This is a genomic window from Rhodococcus sp. 05-2254-2 (genome assembly GCF_002259095.1).
In the GTDB taxonomy this organism is placed as follows: domain Bacteria; phylum Actinomycetota; class Actinomycetes; order Mycobacteriales; family Mycobacteriaceae; genus Rhodococcoides.
In genome coordinates this window covers 347029-366380 of record NZ_NOZJ01000021.1, presented here as the reverse complement: position 1 = coordinate 366380, position 19352 = coordinate 347029, and the positions used below count along the sequence as shown (strand labels likewise).

Genomic DNA, 19352 nt, shown 5'->3' with positions numbered 1-19352 from the left:
TGTTCCTTTCGATACTCACAAAATCAGGGCTCACAGGATCCAGCTCATCGGCACGATCAACGCGATGGCGATGACCGATGCCACCGAGACGCCCACCGAGCACGTCTTGAGTGTGCCCCTGGTCGACTGTCCCATCAAGGACTGCAGCAGCCAGAATGTGTTGCTGGTGACGTGCACGGCGAACAGCGATCCGGCACCGGCGGCGAGCGCGATGAACACCGGATCGAGCCCGATCAACGGAGCGACCGGTGCCAGAATGCCCGCGGACGTGATGGCCGAGATCGTCACCGAGCCCACGGCGATGTGCAACGCGGCAGCGATGACCCACACCATCAACAGCGGAGCCGCGGTGCTGGCGGTGAAGTACTGGCCGAGGATGTCGCCGAGACCCGCCTCGTTGATGACGGCCGCGAGCGAACCACCGACACCGGTGAGGATGAGAATCTGGCCGCTCTCGGCGAAACCACGGGCGAGAGCTTTCTCCACTCGTGCCTGTCCGACGTGATAGCGGCCGATGAGGCAGGTGCCCACCAAGCCGATGAGCAGCGCGATGACCGGGCTGGCGATGAATTCGACCACCGGAACCGATATTTCGGCGACTTCGAGTACCGCTCCGACTGCGATGAGAACGAGCGCGAGCAGCAGCGGCGAGAGCAACACCAGCAGCGACGTCTGCTTCTCGGTGCGCACCTTCTGCGCCACGCCACCTCCGGTTTCGAGGGGCTCGTCCTCGGAATCGGCGGGCTCTGGAACCACAGGCTGCTCGACTACGGTGATCTGCTGCTCGTCCTTCTCCTCGTTCCACCAACCGTGTCGGAAGACGAACGACATGATGGCCACCGACAGCACGACGACGGGAACGATCAGGATCAACCCGTAGATCATCATCTTGCCCAGGGGCACTCCGAGCAGTCCGGCCAGCGCGAGCGTCGCGACACCGGGGACCATGAACACGATGCCGCATTCGAGCGAGATAGCCAGTGCGGTGGCCATTCTCGCCGTACCGTACTTGCCGATCTTGGGGGCGAGGTTTCGAGCGAGCGGAGCGGAGATCACCAGGAGCACGTCGAGGAAGATGGACTGCAGCACGGTCGCGATGGTCAGCGACAACGCGTACGGGAGTCGTTTGGGCCCGAACGTTTTGAGCAAGGTGCCGACGAGTCGCTGGATGGCGCTCATCTCCTGCAGCACCGAACCCATCAGGACTCCGAAGGCGATGAGCAGCCCCACCTCGGCCATGATCTCGCCGAACCCGCCCGTGATGGTGTCGACGGTGGTCGACACTCCGAGCTTGGTCGCCAGACCCAGATACGCGGCCCCGAGAACCAGCGAGATCACCGGATTGAAGTGAAAACGAACGATGAAGACCACCACCGCCAGCACGGCGACGACGGTGTTGATCACGATCCACATGTCGGACATCGGCAGTTCTTCCCACCAGACAGAGTGACCGTCGCCATTGAAGGCGGACCGGTGTGATGCGTCGCACCATTGCTCACATTATGGGCACAGATTTACTTCGTGAGCAAGAGTGGACCCGACTCGACGTCAGATGGGCTGTGCGCGCCGAACCGACAGCGCGGCTCGGGAGGCATCGAGCTCGACCGGCGAGCGCACCGCCACCTCGCCGACCCGCAAGATCCCGTCGGACAACGGTTCCACGCGAAGCCCGCCGCGACCGATCAACGCTTTACGGGCACCGTCGACGACCATCCGGTCCATCCACGCGCACGGGTGAGCCGGTCGTCCACCGCGAAAGCGGATCCACCCGTCACCGGAATCGAGTTCGAATTCCCGACCTCGCAACGGGTCGAGCTCGAGCCCACGCACGACGACGTTTCGCCTGGCCACGGCCGGGTCGGGGACCTCGACGCCGAGCACATCCCCCACTGCCTCCCAGGCCTCGACGGCCAGAAAGCTCACCGCCGCTTCGGTGTGCGCCCGCACGCCGAAGAACCGATCGCCCCGAATGCCCTTGTGGGCCACGATCTCGACACTCTCCGGCAGGTCGGTCGGTACGTCGGCCGGGCCGTCCTTGGATCTGCCGAAATAGGCGTGTGTGGGCGCTCGCAGCAGCTGCACGATCTCGGCGCGGTACTCGAAGTACATGCCCTCGAGTCTGCCGTGTGCCCGTCCCCCGCTGTTCTTACCCGCGGGTAAGGAGAGATCAGTACACTCGCGACATGGCTGTGACGACCCGCGTGACCACATCGGACGGCATCATCGAGGGAAAGCCGGTGGGTGATCTGATCACCTGGCGAGGCATTCCCTACGCCGCCCCGCCCGTCGGACCGCTTCGTTTCAGAGCGCCCCAACCGACCGAACCCTGGTCGGGTGTGCGCGACGCCACCGAGTGGGGCAATGCCTCCGTTCAGCACAAGCGCGGAACGATGCTCGCAGTGGGCAAGTACCAACCGTCGAGCGAGGATTGCCTGACGCTCAACGTGTTGGCCCCGAGCACACCGAGCGCGAGCCCGCGGCCGGTCATGGTGTTCATCCACGGTGGTGCCTACACGCTCGGCACATCGGCGACCCCGCTGTACGGCGGCGGCTCTCTGGTACGCCGCTCGCTGAAGGACGGCGACGGCATCATCTACGTGTCTGTCAACTACCGACTCGGCGCACTGGGTTACCTCGACATGTCCCAGTTCTCCACTCCCGAGCGGCCGTTCGACTCCAACCTGGGCTTGCGGGATCAGGTTGCGGCGCTGGAATGGGTGCAGCGCAACATCGCGAACTTCGGCGGCGATCCGAACAACGTCACCATCTTCGGCGAGTCCGCGGGCGGCAATGCGGTCACCACTCTCATGACCGTTCCCGCCGCGAAAGGCCTGTTCGCGCAGGCCATATCCGAAAGTTCCGCCCCGGGAATGACGGCCACCAAGGAGCGCGCCGACCAGTGGGCGCGCGAGTACGTCGGCTACCTCGGCGGCACGGTCGAGACCGCCACCGAGACCCTCGACAACGCCGAGGTGCTCCGGCTCGGTCGGGCGGGCACCAAACTCGGCCTCACCACCCTGCACCGCACCCCGGGGCTGCTCCCGTTCGGCCCGGTGATCGACGGCGACTTCCTCCCGGTCAGCCCGGTCGAGGCCTACGCGAACGGAACGGCGCACCGCGTCCCGCTGATCATCGGCACCAATGCCCGTGAGGGAACACTGTTTCCGAAGTTCCTCGACGCATTGCCCACCAATCCCGAGCGGATCACCAAGCTGTTCTCCCTCACCGATCCCGACGCCGAGGCCGTGGTCACTTCAGGCTACCGGGGCTACCCCAACGAGCGGGCAGCCATCGACTTCGGCGGCGACTTCACCTTCTGGAAGCCCTCGCTCGAAGTGGCCGAAGGACATTCGCGTCATGCACCCACGTACTTCTACCGGTTCGACTTCGCCCCGCGGTCGATGAAGCTGCTCGGCTTCGACGCCACCCACGGCTTCGAGTTGTTCGCCGTGTTCGGCATCAGCGAGACACTGTTCGGCAAGGCGCTGACGCTGGCAGGCGGGCGGAAGGCCTTCGCCGAGGTCACCGAGCAGGTCCAGTCGAACTGGATTGCGTTCGCCACCAACGGAAAACCCCTCGAATCGTGGCCGGTGTACAACGAGGCCGACCGCAAGACGTTGATCTTCGACACCCGCACCCGCGTACAGAAGGACCCACGGAGCGACCGTCGCAAAGCGTGGGAAGGCTACCGGGGCTACGACAGCCAGAAGCTAGAGCCCGTCACTTGAGCAGTCGCGACATGCGACGGTCGGCGAGAATCTTGCCGGCCGTCTGACACGTCGCGCAGTACTGAAAAGAGCGATCGACGTAGGCGACTTCGCGGACCGGGTCGCCGCACACCGGGCACGGAAGTCCGGTTCTGGCGTGCACGCGCATCCCCGATCTCTTCTCCCCCTTCAGACGCGCCGCATCCTGCCCGGCCGAGCGGGCCACCGCGTCGGACAGCACCGAGCGCATCGCCGCGTACAGCGCCCCGACGGCCTCGGGATCGAGCTTGCTCGACGATGCGAACGGCGAGAGCTTCGCCACGTGCAGTATCTCGTCCGAGTAGGCATTGCCGATGCCGGCCAACAGCGATTGATCCACCAACGAGGTCTTCAGCCGCGCGGTGGTGCTGCTGAGCATCTCGGCGAATTCGAGCTCGGTGACCGTCATCGCGTCGGGTCCGAGCCGGGCGATACTCGCCACCTGTTGCGGATCGCGTACCACCCATACCGCCAGCCGCTTCTTGGTCCCCGCTTCGGTCAGATCGATCGCGGGCGTCGCTCCCTCGGGGGTGAAGAAGTGGATCCGCAGCGCGAGGGGCCCTTTGCCCGGCTTCGGCGGCGCGGCGCTGGGGTTGTCCACCCACCGCAGCCATCCTCCACGCGAGAGATGGGTGATCAGCCAGAGGTCACCGGCTCGAAGTGCCAGGTGCTTTCCGAAGCGGGCGGCATCGGTGACGTCCTTGCCCTGCAGCTCGGTGATCGGCGGATCGAATGTCTTGAGAACGCTGAGCGCAGCGATGTCGATTCGGCCGATCACGGCTCCGACGGCATGCTCGCGCAGAAAGCCGGCAAGGGCTTCCACCTCGGGTAATTCCGGCATGCGTCCAGTATGCAGCTACGATGACCGTCGTGATGGTTCCGACTCCGTACGAAGATCTGCTGCGCCACATCCTCGATACCGGGACGGCGAAATCCGACCGCACAGGAACCGGCACCACCAGCGTGTTCGGGCATCAGATGCGCTTCGATCTGGCAGCGGGCTTCCCGTTGATCACCACCAAGAAGGTCCACCTGAAGTCGATCGTCTACGAGCTGTTGTGGTTCCTGCGCGGAGACTCGAACGCCACGTGGCTCCAAGAGCGCGGCGTCAGCATCTGGGACGAGTGGGCAGCTCCGGACGGCGAGCTCGGCCCCGTCTACGGAGTGCAGTGGCGATCGTGGCCCACCCCGTCGGGCGAGCACATCGACCAGATCAGCCAGGTCATCGAGACCCTGAAGACCGATCCGGATTCGCGGCGAATGATCGTCTCGGCATGGAACGTCGGCGAGATCCCGCGGATGGCGCTCCCGCCGTGCCACGCGTTCTTCCAGTTCTACGTGGCCAACGGAAGACTCTCCTGCCAGCTCTACCAGCGCAGCGCAGACATGTTTCTCGGCGTGCCGTTCAACATCGCCAGCTACGCACTGCTCACGCACATGGTGGCGGCGCAGACCGGCCTCGAGGTCGGCGAGTTCGTCTGGACCGGCGGCGACTGCCACATCTACGACAACCACCGCGAGCAGGTCACCGAGCAGCTCTCACGCGAGGCGTATCCGTACCCCACTCTCAAACTGGCGCAACGGGATTCGATCTTCGATTACACCTACGAGGACATCGAGATAGTGGACTACCAGCATCACCCGGCGATCAAGGCACCGGTAGCGGTGTGAGTGCACCGCAGTTCGTCGGCCTTATCTGGGCTCAGACCACCGCCGGCGTCATCGGAGACGCGGGATCGATCCCCTGGCACGTCCCCGAGGACACGGCTCACTTCAAGTCGAAGACGGCCGAGCATCCGGTGATCATGGGCCGTAAGACCTGGGACTCACTGCCCGCGAAGTTCCGTCCACTGCCCGGCCGTCGCAACATCGTGGTCACCCGCAACTCCTCGTGGACCGCCGACGGTGCCGAGAACGCATCGAGTGTCGCCGACGCCGTGGCCCTGGTAGGCGAGAGCCCGGTCTGGGTCATGGGCGGCGGCGAAATCTATCGCAGTGCAATGGATATCGCGACCCACCTGGAGGTGACCGAAGTCGATCTCGACGTCGAGGGCGACACGAGGGCTCCCGAGATTCCGGCCGGCTGGGTCGCGACGGCGGGCGAATGGCAGAACAGCCGGGTCGGCGGGACCCGATTCCGCTTCGTGGAGTACGGAAAGCCTACCCAACCTTCTTGAGCGCGTTCAGGATTCCCCCGTCGCGACTGCGATCGGTGCGTCATACTGACGATCATGGACAAGAAGTCACTCACCGCCCTTGCCCGCCAACAGCTCAAACTTGCAGTCGGCGCGTCGAGTGGCCGCAGTTCGCAGACGGTGTACGGCGGTCACCAGCGCCACCTGCGGCAGACGGTCGTGGCTCTGGCCGCAGGGAACAAGCTGGCCGAACACGACCTCTCCGGCGAGTCGACCGTCCTGGTACTCAGTGGCAAGCTCGAACTGATCTCCGGTGAGCGCTCCTGGAAGGGCTCGACCGGCGACCTTCTCGTCATCCCCGACGCCCGCCACAGCGTCGAGGCCCTCGAAGACGTGAGCTTCCTGCTGACCGTCGCTATGTGAGCGCTTTCCGCACCACCAGCACGGGGCAGTCCGCGGTGTTGACGAGCGCGAAACTCGTGGAGCCCAACAGCATTCCACCGAATCCGCCGCGCCCCCGGTTGCCCACCACGATCAACGCCGCGGTTTCGGACAGTCCGCTCAGAACCCGCACCGGACGGTCCTGAGCGACGACGCGCTGCACTTCGACGTCGGGGAACCTCTCCTGCCAGCCGGCGAGGCTCTCTGCCAGCAGAACCTCCTCGCCGTCGGCGATGGCCTGCCAGTCCTTGGGCGCACGGCCGAACGACTGGGTGAGATCGACATCGGACCACACGTGAACCGCGATCAGCACGGCACCCCGAGCGGATGCTTCGACGAAAGCCCACTCGACCGCAGCCTGGTTGACGTCCGAGCCGTCGATACCGACGATCACCGGCCCCTCGGCAACCGGGCGGCCATCGATGTCGCGGCCTCGCACCACCGCGACCGGGGACACGCTGTGCGCGGCCAACGAGAGTGTGACAGCGCCGGTTTCGCTGGCCCCGATCACCAGCATCTCGGCCTGCGCCGAGACGCCGATGAGAACATCCATCACGCCGCCCTCGACGGCACTGGAGGTCACCTCGAAGGCTGGATCGTCGACGACCAGTGCGGCCAGCGTTTCTGCCGCCACCAACCTCGACTTGGCAGTGGCAACGAATTCGGTTGCTTCTCCTGCGAATTCGCTCAGGTCGACCACCCCCGGCATGTCGACGGCAGTGACGATGTGCAATCGCCGATCCCGTCGGTGAGCGCAGAGAGCCGCCCAGATCACGGCCTTGTCCGCTGCAGCGGATCCGTCGATACCGACGATGATCGGTCGAGAGCCTGTCACGTTTCGGGCCTCCGGTCTTGCGCGAGAACCAATCCTCGCGCGTATGACGAATAGGCGTTCAGGCTAGTCGATGGGGTCCGCCCGAGCGCCTCTTCGATTCGAATCGAACCGAAGAGGCACCGGTCCCACGGACCCCCCGGGGTATGTGGTGTCAGCTGGCGCGCAATGCGTTCGAGTATTCCCGGACTCGTGTGCGGCCGAGCTGGGTTGCGGCGTCCTGGGCGTCGAGATGATCGAGATAGTCGGCCAGTTGGTCGCGGCTGCGGGCTCCGGCACCGAGATCGGTGCGCTCGAAGATGCGCCACTGCGCCAACAGGGGTCGCAGAACATCGTCGAGATGGCGGCGCAGATCGTAGATTCCGTCCCGCGAGATGAGCATCGCGCTGCGCGCGAACCCCGGCAGGTTGGTGCCCGGCAGCTGAAAGTTCATGACGACCTCGGTGATCGCCGTGACGGTGAGCGACGGTGCCACCTCGAGCGCCGCGGAGACCAGGTCGGAAAAGAAGCGGACATGCAGATCCTGATCGGCGACGATGCGTCCGAGCAGGCGATCGGCCACCGGATCGTGGCACTGAGCGGCAGTGTTGCGATGACAGATGCTCGACACCGACTCGTCGAGGGTGACCTGGGCCAGCGACCGGAGCAGGTGCGCTCCGTTCATCGGGGCGTCGAAACCCACCGTCATGCACTGCGCTCGGGCTCGACCGAGGGCGACCGGATCGACGCTGCGGGTGGCCACCAGGTAGTCGGTGACGGCCACTGCATGCCGGGTCCGTTCGTCGCTCCACTCCGTGAGCCACGACGGCCAGACCCCGACCTCGGAGGCTGCAGTATCCCGCCGGTAGAGCGGAATGTTCTGTTCGACCAGCAGAGTGGTCACCAGTGCCGCTTTGGCGGCCTCGGTCAAGGTCGAGGGCCGCGAACCCCAGTACATCTCGGCTCGGACGTAGTCGGCCGGTTCCCACCGCGCGGCCTCGGCGCGATGACGAGCCAGGTTGGCCTCGATGGTCGGCAACAGTTCTCGCAGAACCGCGAACTGCCCGATATCACTGCGCATGACCGCCCCTTCGTCGCCCGACTACCACTCCGACGGAGACAAAGGTAGATCCGCCGAACTCGCACCGCGGAGCGCTTGCGGATTGTTTAGGGCAAGTCGCAAGCGCTCGGGGAGCGCGCTCGAGACAGGTCACAACGAGTTTTGCCGAAATGGTGGATCACGCGTTGATAACAACCTATGATCGACCCTGTTAGAGGCCGGGAAACAAACTTGAAGTACGAAAACGCCGCGGTTTCGTCGGGGATTGCATACATTGAGCCGCGGAAGCGCATCGATACGCGCAAGTAAGTTTGCTCTCCGATGACCTGAAGATCCCAACACGAAGGGTTGATCTGTGACCGTTCACAACTCGACTAGCCTCGGAATCATGGTCGCGGGTCAGCCTGCGTCGGCTCCTCTTCGCGACTTCCGTGCAGTGGCACGGCTCCTCGTGGGGCACTTCGCCGCCAACACCCCCTGCGGGTCGTTGCCGGGCGAACAGCTCCACGGCGACGTCACCGAATTCACCGTCAAGTGCATCAGTATCGCCGTGCAGATGCTCGACGAACGGCGTGCTCCGGCCGAGTCCGACCTGGCCGAACTCCGCGCCAAGGCCAGCCAGTGGGCCCGCGAGGGTGTGCCCCTCGAGTCCGTGCTCAGCGTCTACCACGAGGGCATCCAGATCGGCTGGAATCTGGTGTCCAAGAGGGCAGGCGAGGGTGATGCCGCGCAACTGATCGAGGCCGCCCGGATGTTCGTGCTGCTGTCGGAGAAGGTGTCCATCGCCGCCAGCAAGAGCTACGTCGAGGAACTCCAGGCGGTCGCCAGCGAGCACCACACGGCAGCACACACCCTGGTGACCTCGCTGCTCAGCGGACACAACGCGGTCTCGATGGCCCGTCAGTCCGGCATCGAACTCGCCGACAGTTACCTCGTGCTCGCCATCTCGGTGCCGCCGCACCCCGACGAGAACGACCCCAACATCCAGAAGACCGTCGCCGCCCGCAGAAAGCTGCGCCGCGTCCAGGCCGAGCTGGCCACGATCTGCGGTCGCACTCCCCTCTCTCTGCTCAGCACCGAGGGTGGCACCGTGCTCATTCCCGGCACACACGACGACGAGTGGGTCGAGGCCCTGGTGCATCGCATCGGTACCGCCGCCGAGGTTCCCGTCACCGTCACCGCCGAGCAGGCCGCAACCGCCGACATCCCCACCGCAGCCGATCAGGTACACGAACTGCTGTCGCTGGCACACCAGCTGCACCGCCCGTCCGGCCTGTACCGCATGGACGACCTGGTGCTGGAGTACCAGCTCACGCGGCCCGGCCCCGGGCGGCGCCACCTGACCCAGATCCTCGAGCCACTCGATTCGTCCCCCGAGCTGCTCGAAACCCTCGAGATCCACATCTCCCACGATCTGAACCGTCAGCGGTCCGCTCGCCAGCTCCATCTGCACACCAACACCGTCGATTACCGCCTCAAGCGGATCGCGCAACTCACCGGGTTCGATCCCACCCGTCCCTCGGGAATTCGGCACCTGCAGGCCGCACTGGTGGCCCGGCGGCTCGAATCCTCGCGCGGCGCAGCGTGATCTGAGAACTCCGACCGGTTTCTCGACCCGACGGCAGGTAGCGTCGGAAGTATTCGAGGAGCAGGGGATCGTTGCATGACCAATTTGAAGCTCGAGCTGTCCGGTGTGGTCAAGGAGTACCCCACCGGCGAGCAACCGGTACGCGCGTTGGACGGTATCGATCTCACGATCGAGGGTGGCCAGTTCGTCTCGCTCGTCGCGCCGTCCGGTGCCGGAAAGTCGACGCTGCTGCACATGCTCGGCGCTCTCGACACGCCGACGTCTGGTTCCATCCGGTTCGACGACGTCGAGGTCACCACCCTCGACGACAACGCCCAATCCGATTTTCGACGCCACCAGGTGGGGTTCGTCTTCCAGTTCTTCAACCTGCTGCCGACGATGTCCGCGTGGGAGAACGTCGCCGTGCCCAAGCTGCTCGACGGCACACCGATCAAGAAGGCCAGGACAGACGCGATGCGTCTGCTCGAGATGGTCGGACTCTCGAACCGATCCGAGCACCGGCCGGCACAGTTGTCCGGTGGTCAGATCCAGCGCATCGCGATCGCCCGGGCATTGATGATGGATCCGGCGCTGCTGATCGCCGACGAACCGACCGGCAATCTCGATTCGAAGACCTCCCACAACGTCCTCGAGATCCTCGCCGACGTGGCGCACGCCAGCAACGGTCGTCGAGCAGTGGTGATGGCGACCCATGACCTCGAGGCGGCACGGTCCACCGATCGCATCGTCAGCATGATCGACGGTCGAGTCGAGACCGATACCCTGACGGCCGGCCTCGATCGGTGATAGGCACCGCGCTCAGCAGATTCAGAGTCATCAGCCTTCGCGATCTCCGCATGCACTGGGTGCGTTCGCTGGTCTCGGCCGGCGTCGTCGCCGTCGCGGCCGGGCTGCTCATCGCCGTCCTCGGCACGTACGGCTCCTTGACCGGATCCGTCGAGCGTCTCGCCGTGTCGATCGCCGGTAACGCGAACTACGAGATCGTCGGTGTCACCGACTCGGGCTTCGATCAGAGCGAACTCGACGCCGTCCGTGCTGTTCCCGGCGTCGAGACAGCGGTTCCATTGCTGCGCAGCACCGTTCGATCCGACGTCGGAGACCTGACGATTCTCGGTGTCGACTCATCCATCACGGCACTGCAATCCGATCTGGAAGGCGCAGTCGGCAACGCGGCAGGGTTGCTCACCGATCCGGCCGGCGTATTGGTCGGAGCCGCAACGGGTCTGACGCAGGGCGACACCGTCATCATCGACGATGTTCCGACGGCGGTGGTCGGTGTGGTCGACGGCCCGGGAACGCAGCGCATCGGTGGGGGCATGTTCGCCGTCGCGCTCATCCCGACGGCTCAGACGCTCACCGACCGCGCGGGTCAGCTCGATTCGATCTTCGTCCTCGGCAGCGGCGACACTCTGCGCGCCGACCTCGATACCGCATTGGCGGGCCGGGTGTCGGTGATGAATCCGGACTTCCGGGCCGACCGCGCGAACCAGGCCATGAGCCTGACTCGCAATGCGACACTGATGGTCTCGCTCATCGCGTTCGTCGTCGCGGCGTTCCTCGTCTTCAACGTCATGAACATGGCCATCGCGAAACGTCGACCCACCATCTCTCTGCTCCGGGCAGTCGGCGGCCGCCGCGGCGACATCGTCCGCGACCTGCTGTTCGAGTCCGTGTTGGTCGGTCTCGTCGGCGGTGCCGTCGGTGTTCCGCTGGGAATCATGATGGGCCGCATCGCGATCGAAAGTCTGCCGCCGTTCCTCTCCCAAGCCTTCGATGCGCGAATCGAATACGTGCTGCCCGGCTTCGCGATTCCGGTGGCGATCGTCGCGTGTGTGCTGGCCTGCGTCGGGGCGTCGGCCGTCGCCGCCGTGCAGGTGTATCGCATCTCGCCGATCGAAGCGCTCGCAGTCGGCGGCGGAGAGACCTCCGGTGGCCCCGGTCTACGATTCACCCTGGCCGCGACCGTGTTCGGTGTGTTCGCCGTCGCCGGATCCTTCCTGTTCGCCGTCAACGTCGACGGGCAGTTGACCCTCGGAGCCGGTGCGTTGTTCATGTTCGGCGTCGTCGCGCTGTGCGTCGGCGCGACCGGTCCGATCGTGTCCGTCACCGCAGCGGTCCCCCGCCGCTGGGGTGGTGCCGGACGCCTCGCGACCGCCACCATCGAACGCGCCCCACGGCGAATCTGGGCAACCGTGATGACGATCGTGATCGCCGTGGGAGTCAGTGTGGGAGTGTCGGGTTCGCTGACCAACATGACCGACTCGGCAGCCGAATCGTTGTCGTCCTTGGCGAACACCGACCTGTACGTGTCGATGACCTCACCCGACGCCATACCGTCGGGCCCGATCGTTCCCGCCTCGGTCGATGACGCTGTCCGGGCGACGCCGGGGGTCTCTCGCATCGTCGAGGGACAGTGGGCATACGCGACGATCGACAGCGAGACGGTATCCATCCAGGGGGTCGCCGACGGTAGCAACGCGGTGACGCTCGCATCGCTCTCCGACGACGTGCGCGCGGCAGTGCTCGCCGGTGACGGTGTGGTGCTGTCAGAGGGGTTCGGTAGAACACGCGGTGTCTCGGTGGGTGACTCCATCGATCTGCCGACGCCGACCGGGGTGCAGACCGTGCGAGTGCTGGACCTGGTCGAATACATCAACGCCGCCGGCGGGACCATGGCGATCTCGCTGGATTCGATGCAACGTTGGTACGACCGACCCGGGGCTACCTACCTCGAGATCAGCGTCGACGGAGACGTTGCGGCAGTCCAGGATTCGCTGCGCGCGGCGCTGCCACCCGAGGCTTTCGTCTACACCGGCGACGCCGCACTAGAGGGAACGAGCGCCGCTATCCGACAGTCCGGTGCCCTGGCCATCGCGTTGCAGTGGATCGTTGCGCTCGTCGCTGCCGTCGCGTTGCTCAACACGTTGACACTGTCGGTACTCGAGCGTCGCCGCGAACTGGGGGTGCTGCGCGCCATGGGCGGTGGCCGCGGAACCCTGGCGCGAATGGTGCTCGCCGAGGCGCTCTCGGTCGGCGTCGTCGGTGGTGTGCTCGGCCTGATCATCGGTGCGGGTCTGCAATACCTGAGCACCCTGATCCTCGGAGCCAGCATCGGAATTCCGGTCGCCTACACCGCGAGCTGGTCGGTGCTGCTGTACGGACTCGTTGCCCTCGGCCTGTCGCTGTTGGGTTCGGCTCCACCTGCCGTGCACGCCTCTCGACTGAGCATCGTGGACGCTATCGCGGCGGATTAGATGGTGGGCGGGCTGGTCCTCGGGATCCGCAAATGCGCTCGCGTTTGTCAGGTGCGAGCGGAATAGACAGCCAGTGGCCGGCGACTCTGCGCGCGTTTGGCGAATGCGCGCGCGTTCGCACGAGGATGGTCGACGCCTTCGCCCGCGACATTCGGTGCTTCGTCGGCATCGAATCGGCTGCCGATTACTCCGCTCACCAGCACCGCACCGCCCTGAACTTGATCGCATCGCCGACCGGGACAGGGAGGAGCAGCGGCAACCTGCTTCACGATCGACACCATGGGCCGCTAGACTAGCGAGCGCGATGTGGGCCAGCTGTGCAGTGCGGCGGCAGACCCATCCGCAACCGATTGTTCGATGGATCGAAAGCCGTTGCTGGACAATGGCTTCGGATCAGCAGAACGATCACCAGCCTTCGTAGCTCAGGGGATAGAGCAACCCTCTCCTAAAGGGTAGGTCGCAGGTTCGAATCCTGCCGAGGGCACCACGAGTCGACTTCGCGCTCCACCCTCCCCAATTGCTGGCAACTATTGCGCGGCCAGGAAACTCTCCGTACTATCGAACATGCATTCGAGTACTGGGGAGGAACTCGTGGTCACAGCTGTACAAGATTCACCACTCACGTCCGATGAAGTGCTGCGCTTCGTCGCGCGTCTTCAGTCATCGGAGTTCGACGCCGACGCAGCAGCCGGCATCGATTTGATCTCCGCCCTCGAGACCGTCAAGTGCGCCAGCGTGGCAACGCAAGCCGTGGTGACCGACGCCGTCGCGACAGCCATCAGCAACGAACGCAGAGAGCATGGCAAGCCGAAAGCCCAGTGGCGCAATGGTATTGCGTCACAGATCGGACTGGCTCGGCGCGAATCACCGAACCGTGGGGGCACTCACCTCGGTCTCGCTCGCGCGCTGGTGCACGAAATGCCGCACACCCTCGCGCGACTGAAAGCCGGGGAGCTCAACGAGTGGCACGCCATGATCCTCGCTCGCGAAACCGCATGCCTCACCGTCGACGACCGCCGCACCATCGACGAACGACTGTGCGCAGACCCCGCCACACTGGCCGGTGCCGGCGACCGCAACATCGAAGGCCGCGCCCGCGCACTCGCCAACGAACTCGACGCCGCCTCCCAGGTGAAACGACGCGCCAAGGCCTACGCAGCCAGGCGCACCAGCACCCGTCCCGCACCCGAATCGATGGGCTTCTTTACGGTCCTCACCTCGATGGAAAAGATGGTCAGCATGTGGGCGACGCTGCGACGAGATGCCGACACCATCATCAACTCCGGCGGTGACACACGCACCCGCGATCAGATCATGGCCGACCTCGTATTCGAGCGGGTCACCGGGGCATCAGCAGCACAGGGACCGCCAGTGACCGTCGACATCGTCATCTCGGATTCCACCCTCCTCGCCGGCGGTGACACGTCCGCCTACATGCACGGCTACGGCGACATTCCGTCCGATGTCGCACGGCAACTGATCCGAGACACACTCGACAGTGAGACGCACGTCGCATTACGCCGCCTCTACGCGCACCCGACGTCCGGTGCGCTGACGGCAGTGGAGTCCACTTCGCGCGCATTTCCCACCGCGCTGGGACGCCTGATAGATCTCCGCGATCGCACCTGCCGAACCCCGTGGTGCGACGCACCGATCCGTCACCACGATCACATCAGACCTCATTCAGCAGGCGGCAGAACGAGTGCCGAGAACGGCGCAGGCCTTTGTGCCGCATGCAATTACGCCAAAGAAGGTGAGGGCTGGACAGCCGAAGCATGGCGAGACAAACGCAACGCGCGACACCGCTACCGGCTCATCTCACCCACCGGGCACAGCTATGACTCGAGTGCGCCGCCGATGCCGGTGGTCGAGCTGTACAGCTCGACGATCGAGAACGTGATGATCACCGGTCTCTTCGACGACGACGCCGCATGACGGGTTGCGGCGGGAAGATACCGAGCACCGACTCGGTTACACTCGTCAACGGCGCGCGTAGCTGCACGCCAGACGTCGTGGAATGCTCCCGAACCTCCATGTGCACCCTGCACAGGCTTCTCTTACGGCGATCGAAACTGCCCACCGGCAGTCTCGCCACCTTGCATCTCGGCCCGAAGGCCCGCAGGTGCAACACCCTGCCCGAAAGGCACTTTTCATCACTATGACGACCCCACAGACTTTTTCTGCACTCGGCGTACCCCAGGCCATCGCGGATGTACTCGCGAGCCAGGGCAAGACCGAGGCATTCCCCATCCAGGCCGACACACTCCCCGACACACTGCAGGGACGCGACGTGCTCGGACGCGGAAAGACCGGCAGCGGCAAGACACTCGCCTTCTCGATCCCGATGGTTGCTCGCCTCGCCGGCCAGCTTCCCGGTAACCGCAAGCCCGGCCGCCCCCGTGGCCTGATCCTCGCGCCGACGCGTGAGCTCGCCACCCAGATCGCCGTCGCGATCGAACCCCTCGCGTCCGCGTACTCGCTGAAGGTCACCACGATCTTCGGTGGTGTCTCGCAGGTCCGCCAGGTCTCCGCACTCAAGGGTGGAGTCGACATCGTCGTCGCGTGCCCCGGTCGCCTCGAAGACCTGATGAAGCAGCGCCACCTCACCCTCGACGGCGTTCAGATCACCGTCCTCGACGAGGCAGACCACATGGCCGATCTCGGGTTCTTGCCCGTCGTCACCCGCATCCTCGCCGCCACCCCGGACAAGGGCCAGCGCATGCTGTTCTCCGCGACCCTGGACAACGGCGTCGACAAGCTGGTCAAGCGATTCCTGCACAACCAGATCACGCACTCCGTCGACGAGGCCACCTCACACGTCGAGGCCATGACGCACAGCGTGTTCGAGGTCGACGGCGTCGAAGCCAAGAAGAAGCTGGTCCACCAGCTCGCCTCCGGCACCGGACGACGCATCCTGTTCATGCGCACCAAGCACCAGGCCCGCAAGCTCGCCAAGCAGCTCACCGACGCCGGAATCCCGTCCGTCGACCTGCACGGCAACCTCTCGCAGGCCGCCCGTGACCGCAACCTCGCTGCGTTCTCCTCCGGCCAGGCCCGTGTTCTCGTCGCCACCGACGTCGCAGCCCGCGGCGTTCACGTCGACGACGTCCAGCTGGTCGTCCACGTCGATCCCCCGGCCGAGCACAAGGCGTACCTGCACCGTTCCGGCCGCACCGCTCGCGCGGGAAGCGCCGGAGACGTCGTGACCGTCGTCCTGCCCGAGCAGCGCAAGGACACTGCCGTTCTGCTGCGCAAGGCCGATATCAAGGTCACGCCCGTCCGCGTCACCGCCGACTCGCCCGCAGTGGCGAACCTGGTCGGCGAGCAGGCTCGCTACGTCCAGCCGATGCCGAAGGCCGAGCCGGAAGTTCGCGCCGCGAACCCTCGCAACAGCAACAACGCCCGACGCGGCGGCCCGGCCCGCTCCGGTGGGCAGCCGCGCTCCGGTGGACAGCCCCGCAGCGGTGGACAACCCCGCAATGGTGGTCAGCCGCGTAGCGGTGGCGGCGGCCACAGCCGTCGTGCAGCAGGCCCCGCCACGAGCCAGCGCAGCCGCTGACCCAGCCCGTGCGCACGCCCAAGTCCGGCCCTCTCGGTCCGCAGGAAATGGCGACCGCTGCCGTCATGAGCAGCTTCACCGTCGCGTTGACGGTGATCGGTGTGCTGGTACCGATGGCGGCGATCCTTCAGGTCGTCGCGGCGATTCCCATGTCGGTGGTCGCACTTCGGTATCGGACCCGCGCACTGGTCACCTCCGCGGTGGCCGGCACCCTGGTCGGTTTCGTCGCGGCCGGAACCCAGACGGCCATCACCGTCGCCAGCGCCGCCCTACTGGGCGGCCTGGTCGGGCGGGCGAAACGCAGGAAGCAAGGACTGTTCGGCGTTCTCGTCACCTCGATGGTCGTCGGCCCGGTGCTCGGGGCGTTGACGGTGCTGATGCTGCTGATCCTCGTTCCGTTGCGCGAGCTGTTTCTCGAGACTCTCCGCAACACCTTCGAGGGCATTTCTCGACTGCTCGAGCGAACGTCGGCACTGCAAGGCATGGCCGACGTGATCCGCACCAGCTCCACGACCGTGCTCGACAACTGGTGGTGGTGGGTCGGCGGGTCGATCGCCTTCGGCATCGTCACCGGAACGTTGTTCGCGTGGCTCATCCTCACCGCGATTCTGGACCGTCTCTCCACCATCCCCACCCCCGAGCCCCTGGCTTCCAGCACCGACGACGAGATCGGGCCGCTGCCGGTCACACTCACCGCGGTCGGGTTCCGGTACCCGGGAAGCACGACGTCCGCGTTGACCGGCGTCGACCTGCGCATCGACACCGGTGAATTCGTGGCGATCGTCGGCCACAACGGTTCCGGCAAATCGACGCTGACGCGGATCCTCGCCGGCCTCGAACCGTCGGAGGGCACCGTGGACAGGCCCGGCTCGACCGGACTCGGACGGTACGGCGGCACCGCGGTGGTGCTGCAGCGCCCCGAAAGCCAGATCCTCGGCACCCGCGTCGCCGACGACGTGGTGTGGGGACTGCCGCCCGGCGATTCACGCCCCGACGTGGAGGCCTTGCTCGACGAGGTCGGGCTCGGCGGTATGGGAGCGCGCGACACTGCCTCCCTCTCCGGCGGCGAAATGCAGCGACTCGCTGTCGCCGCAGCACTTGCTCGCCGTCCTGCACTGCTCATCGCCGACGAGGCAACCGCCATGATCGACGCCTCCGGGCGCGAACATCTGGTCTCGCTCCTCGCCGAATTGCCCCGCAGGCACCGGATGTCGGTTGTGCTCGTCACCCACCACGTCTCGGAAACCGTCGCCGCGGATCGCGTCGTACATCTGCACGAGGGTTATCAGGTGCAGCACGACTCGACGTGGATGCACGCTCGGACGGAGAACCCCGCTGCGCTGCACGACAATTCGAGCGAACGTCTTCTGGAACTGAGCGGCGTCGAACACACGTACAACCGGCGCACACCGTGGGCGCAGGTAGCACTGAACGGCATCGACATCACTGTCAAACGCGGTGAGGGTGTGCTCGTTCTCGGCGGGAACGGTTCGGGCAAGTCCACTCTCGCCTGGATCATGGCCGGCCTCACCGGCCCGACCAGAGGCACCGCCGAGCTCGGCGGCAAGGCGATGACCTCACGTGTCGGCGATGTCGGACTCGCATTTCAGCACTCGCGCCTGCAGCTGCAGCGGCGCACCGTCTCCGAGGACATCGCTGCCGCTGCCGGTCCCGAAACAGGTTCTGCCACAGTGTCGGCCGCGATGGATGCCGTCGGCCTGGACAGGTCGTTGGCGGCTCGCGACATCGATTCGCTCAGCGGCGGTCAGATGCGACGCGTGGTGCTCGCCGGGCTGGTCGCGCGTCGTCCTCGGCTACTGGTTCTCGACGAACCCCTGGCCGGGCTCGACCCTCCCGGCCGCGACGACATCATCGGCGTTCTCGCCGGACTGCGCGATCGCGGCGTTGCCATCGTCGTCATCTCGCACGACGTGGACGGTATGGACACCGTCTGCAGTCGCACCATCACGATGGCCGACGGCCACATCGTCTCCGATTCGATCCTGGGGAGCGTGCACTCGTGACCACCGTCGTCTTGCGTCAGGTCCCGCGATTCTCACCGATCCACCGCCTGTGGGCCGGCACCAAACTCGTCGCCGTGCTGCTGCTGAGCATCACTCTCGTGGTGGCACCGACGTGGCCTGCCCTCGGAATAGTGTTCGCGCTGTTGGTCATCGCCGCGATCATCGCTCATGTCCCGATCACCGCGGTGCCGCGTCCACCGTGGTGGATCTGGGCACTGTTCGGCGTCGGAGCTCTCATCAATCTGCCGATGGGCGGCGCGGCAGTGCTGGTGTATCTGCGCGCGACGCTGTTCATCTTCGTCCTGCTCGGCGCATCGATGATGATCGGCTGGACCACGTCGATGAGCGACATCGCCCCTGCGGTCTCCAAACTGGGCGCGCCGCTGAAGAAGCTGAAGTTGCCGGTCGACGAGTGGGCCATCGCCGTGGCCCTGAGCCTGCGGTCGCTTCCGCTGCTGATCGAAGAGATGCGCACCCTCAATGCTGCCCGACGCCTTCGCCCCAAGCCGGTCGTCAACAGCGCGTCGGACAATTCTCTGGTCGACATCGTCACGACGGTGATGTCGGTGGCGATCAGGCGGGCCGACGAAATGGGTGGGGCCATCACCGCCCGCGGCGGAACCGGAATGATCACCGCCACCGACGCCCGGTTCAAGGCCTCCGACGCGGTGACGCTGACCGTGGTGACTCTGGCGTGCGCCGCAGCCATCGCGATCAGCTTCCTGTTGGGCTGA

16 protein-coding genes and 1 tRNA gene are annotated in these 19352 nt (G+C 65.6%); 12 read left to right on the top strand and 5 right to left on the bottom strand.

Annotated elements, in window-relative coordinates:
- Positions 1–30: 30 nt before the first annotated feature.
- Together CH283_RS24545 and CH283_RS24540 are read right to left on the bottom strand one after the other, a co-directional pair.
- The gene (locus CH283_RS24545) at positions 31–1422 is read right to left on the bottom strand and encodes a GntP family permease (RefSeq protein WP_068050099.1); all 1392 of its coding nucleotides are present in this window, start codon (positions 1420–1422) and stop codon (positions 31–33) included.
- A 126-nt stretch (positions 1423–1548) separates the two neighbouring features.
- Positions 1549–2109 (bottom strand): molybdenum cofactor biosysynthesis protein, encoded by a 561-nt coding sequence (locus CH283_RS24540; protein WP_068050097.1) that lies wholly within the window; start codon positions 2107–2109, stop codon positions 1549–1551.
- A 74-nt stretch (positions 2110–2183) separates the two neighbouring features.
- Between CH283_RS24540 and CH283_RS24535 the strand changes: the two genes are divergently transcribed.
- Complete coding sequence (locus tag CH283_RS24535) at positions 2184–3728, top strand: carboxylesterase/lipase family protein (RefSeq protein WP_094639515.1); 1545 nt, start codon at positions 2184–2186, stop codon at positions 3726–3728.
- Here the strand turns inward: CH283_RS24535 and CH283_RS24530 are convergent.
- A complete protein-coding gene (locus tag CH283_RS24530; protein WP_094639514.1) occupies positions 3721–4587 on the bottom strand; it encodes a DNA-formamidopyrimidine glycosylase family protein in 867 nt (288 codons plus the stop codon). The genes CH283_RS24535 and CH283_RS24530 overlap by 8 nt on opposite strands.
- A gap of 29 nt (positions 4588–4616) precedes the next feature.
- Between CH283_RS24530 and CH283_RS24525 the strand changes: the two genes are divergently transcribed.
- Genes CH283_RS24525 through CH283_RS24515 form a run of 3 tightly spaced genes read left to right on the top strand, consistent with a single transcriptional unit; the run spans position 4617 to position 6304 of the window.
- On the top strand, positions 4617–5417 hold the full coding sequence (locus tag CH283_RS24525) for a thymidylate synthase (RefSeq protein ID WP_303396125.1): 801 nt from the start codon (positions 4617–4619) through the stop codon (positions 5415–5417).
- Entirely contained in the window at positions 5414–5923 is a 510-nt protein-coding gene (locus tag CH283_RS24520) for a dihydrofolate reductase (RefSeq protein WP_094639512.1), read from the top strand. Before CH283_RS24525 ends, CH283_RS24520 begins: the two co-directional genes overlap by 4 nt.
- Positions 5924–5977: 54 nt before the next feature.
- Positions 5978–6304 carry a cupin domain-containing protein gene (locus tag CH283_RS24515; RefSeq protein WP_068050089.1) on the top strand — a complete coding sequence of 109 codons (327 nt, stop codon included), beginning with the start codon at positions 5978–5980 and terminating at the stop codon, positions 6302–6304.
- Here CH283_RS24515 and CH283_RS24510 read toward each other — a convergent pair.
- Both CH283_RS24510 and CH283_RS24505 read right to left on the bottom strand, forming a co-directional pair.
- Complete coding sequence (locus CH283_RS24510) at positions 6297–7157, bottom strand: universal stress protein (protein WP_068050086.1); 861 nt, start codon at positions 7155–7157, stop codon at positions 6297–6299. The genes CH283_RS24515 and CH283_RS24510 overlap by 8 nt on opposite strands.
- Before the next feature lie 151 nt (positions 7158–7308).
- The gene (locus CH283_RS24505; protein ID WP_094639511.1) at positions 7309–8214 is read right to left on the bottom strand and encodes an acyl-ACP desaturase; all 906 of its coding nucleotides are present in this window, start codon (positions 8212–8214) and stop codon (positions 7309–7311) included.
- 367 nt (positions 8215–8581) lie between these two features.
- Between CH283_RS24505 and CH283_RS24500 the strand changes: the two genes are divergently transcribed.
- The 8 genes from CH283_RS24500 to CH283_RS24460 all read left to right on the top strand — a co-directional run bounded on the left by CH283_RS24500 (position 8582) and on the right by CH283_RS24460 (position 19352).
- Entirely contained in the window at positions 8582–9781 is a 1200-nt protein-coding gene (locus CH283_RS24500) for a PucR family transcriptional regulator (protein WP_230596303.1), read from the top strand.
- A gap of 84 nt (positions 9782–9865) precedes the next feature.
- Entirely contained in the window at positions 9866–10567 is a 702-nt protein-coding gene (locus CH283_RS24495; RefSeq protein WP_094639803.1) for an ABC transporter ATP-binding protein, read from the top strand.
- Between the two features lie 50 nt (positions 10568–10617).
- Complete coding sequence (locus tag CH283_RS24490) at positions 10618–13035, top strand: FtsX-like permease family protein (protein WP_141215353.1); 2418 nt, start codon at positions 10618–10620, stop codon at positions 13033–13035.
- A gap of 411 nt (positions 13036–13446) precedes the next feature.
- A tRNA-Arg gene (locus tag CH283_RS24480) sits at positions 13447–13522 on the top strand.
- A gap of 104 nt (positions 13523–13626) precedes the next feature.
- On the top strand, positions 13627–14970 hold the full coding sequence (locus CH283_RS24475; RefSeq protein WP_176460551.1) for an HNH endonuclease: 1344 nt from the start codon (positions 13627–13629) through the stop codon (positions 14968–14970).
- Positions 14971–15193: 223 nt separating this feature from the next.
- Positions 15194–16594 (top strand): DEAD/DEAH box helicase, encoded by a 1401-nt coding sequence (locus CH283_RS24470; protein WP_068050079.1) that lies wholly within the window; start codon positions 15194–15196, stop codon positions 16592–16594.
- Between the two features lie 8 nt (positions 16595–16602).
- On the top strand, positions 16603–18618 hold the full coding sequence (locus CH283_RS24465; protein ID WP_369597671.1) for a DUF2232 domain-containing protein: 2016 nt from the start codon (positions 16603–16605) through the stop codon (positions 18616–18618).
- Entirely contained in the window at positions 18615–19352 is a 738-nt protein-coding gene (locus tag CH283_RS24460) for an energy-coupling factor transporter transmembrane component T family protein (RefSeq protein ID WP_094639507.1), read from the top strand. The genes CH283_RS24465 and CH283_RS24460 overlap by 4 nt, the downstream gene beginning before the upstream one ends.

Bases quoted from the DNA above. Each gene is read 5' to 3' on its own strand.
- CH283_RS24535 (WP_094639515.1), top strand. From the start codon at position 2,184: ATGGCTGTGACGACCCGCGTGACCACATCGGACGGCATCATCGAGGGA.
- CH283_RS24530 (WP_094639514.1), bottom strand. From the start codon at position 4,587: ATGCCGGAATTACCCGAGGTGGAAGCCCTTGCCGGCTTTCTGCGCGAG.
- CH283_RS24540 (WP_068050097.1), bottom strand. From the start codon at position 2,109: ATGTACTTCGAGTACCGCGCCGAGATCGTGCAGCTGCTGCGAGCGCCC.
- CH283_RS24545 (WP_068050099.1), bottom strand. From the start codon at position 1,422: ATGTCCGACATGTGGATCGTGATCAACACCGTCGTCGCCGTGCTGGCG.
- CH283_RS24470 (WP_068050079.1), top strand. From the start codon at position 15,194: ATGACGACCCCACAGACTTTTTCTGCACTCGGCGTACCCCAGGCCATC.
- CH283_RS24515 (WP_068050089.1), top strand. From the start codon at position 5,978: ATGGACAAGAAGTCACTCACCGCCCTTGCCCGCCAACAGCTCAAACTT.
- CH283_RS24490 (WP_141215353.1), top strand. From the start codon at position 10,618: ATGCACTGGGTGCGTTCGCTGGTCTCGGCCGGCGTCGTCGCCGTCGCG.
- CH283_RS24505 (WP_094639511.1), bottom strand. From the start codon at position 8,214: ATGCGCAGTGATATCGGGCAGTTCGCGGTTCTGCGAGAACTGTTGCCG.
- CH283_RS24500 (WP_230596303.1), top strand. From the start codon at position 8,582: ATGGTCGCGGGTCAGCCTGCGTCGGCTCCTCTTCGCGACTTCCGTGCA.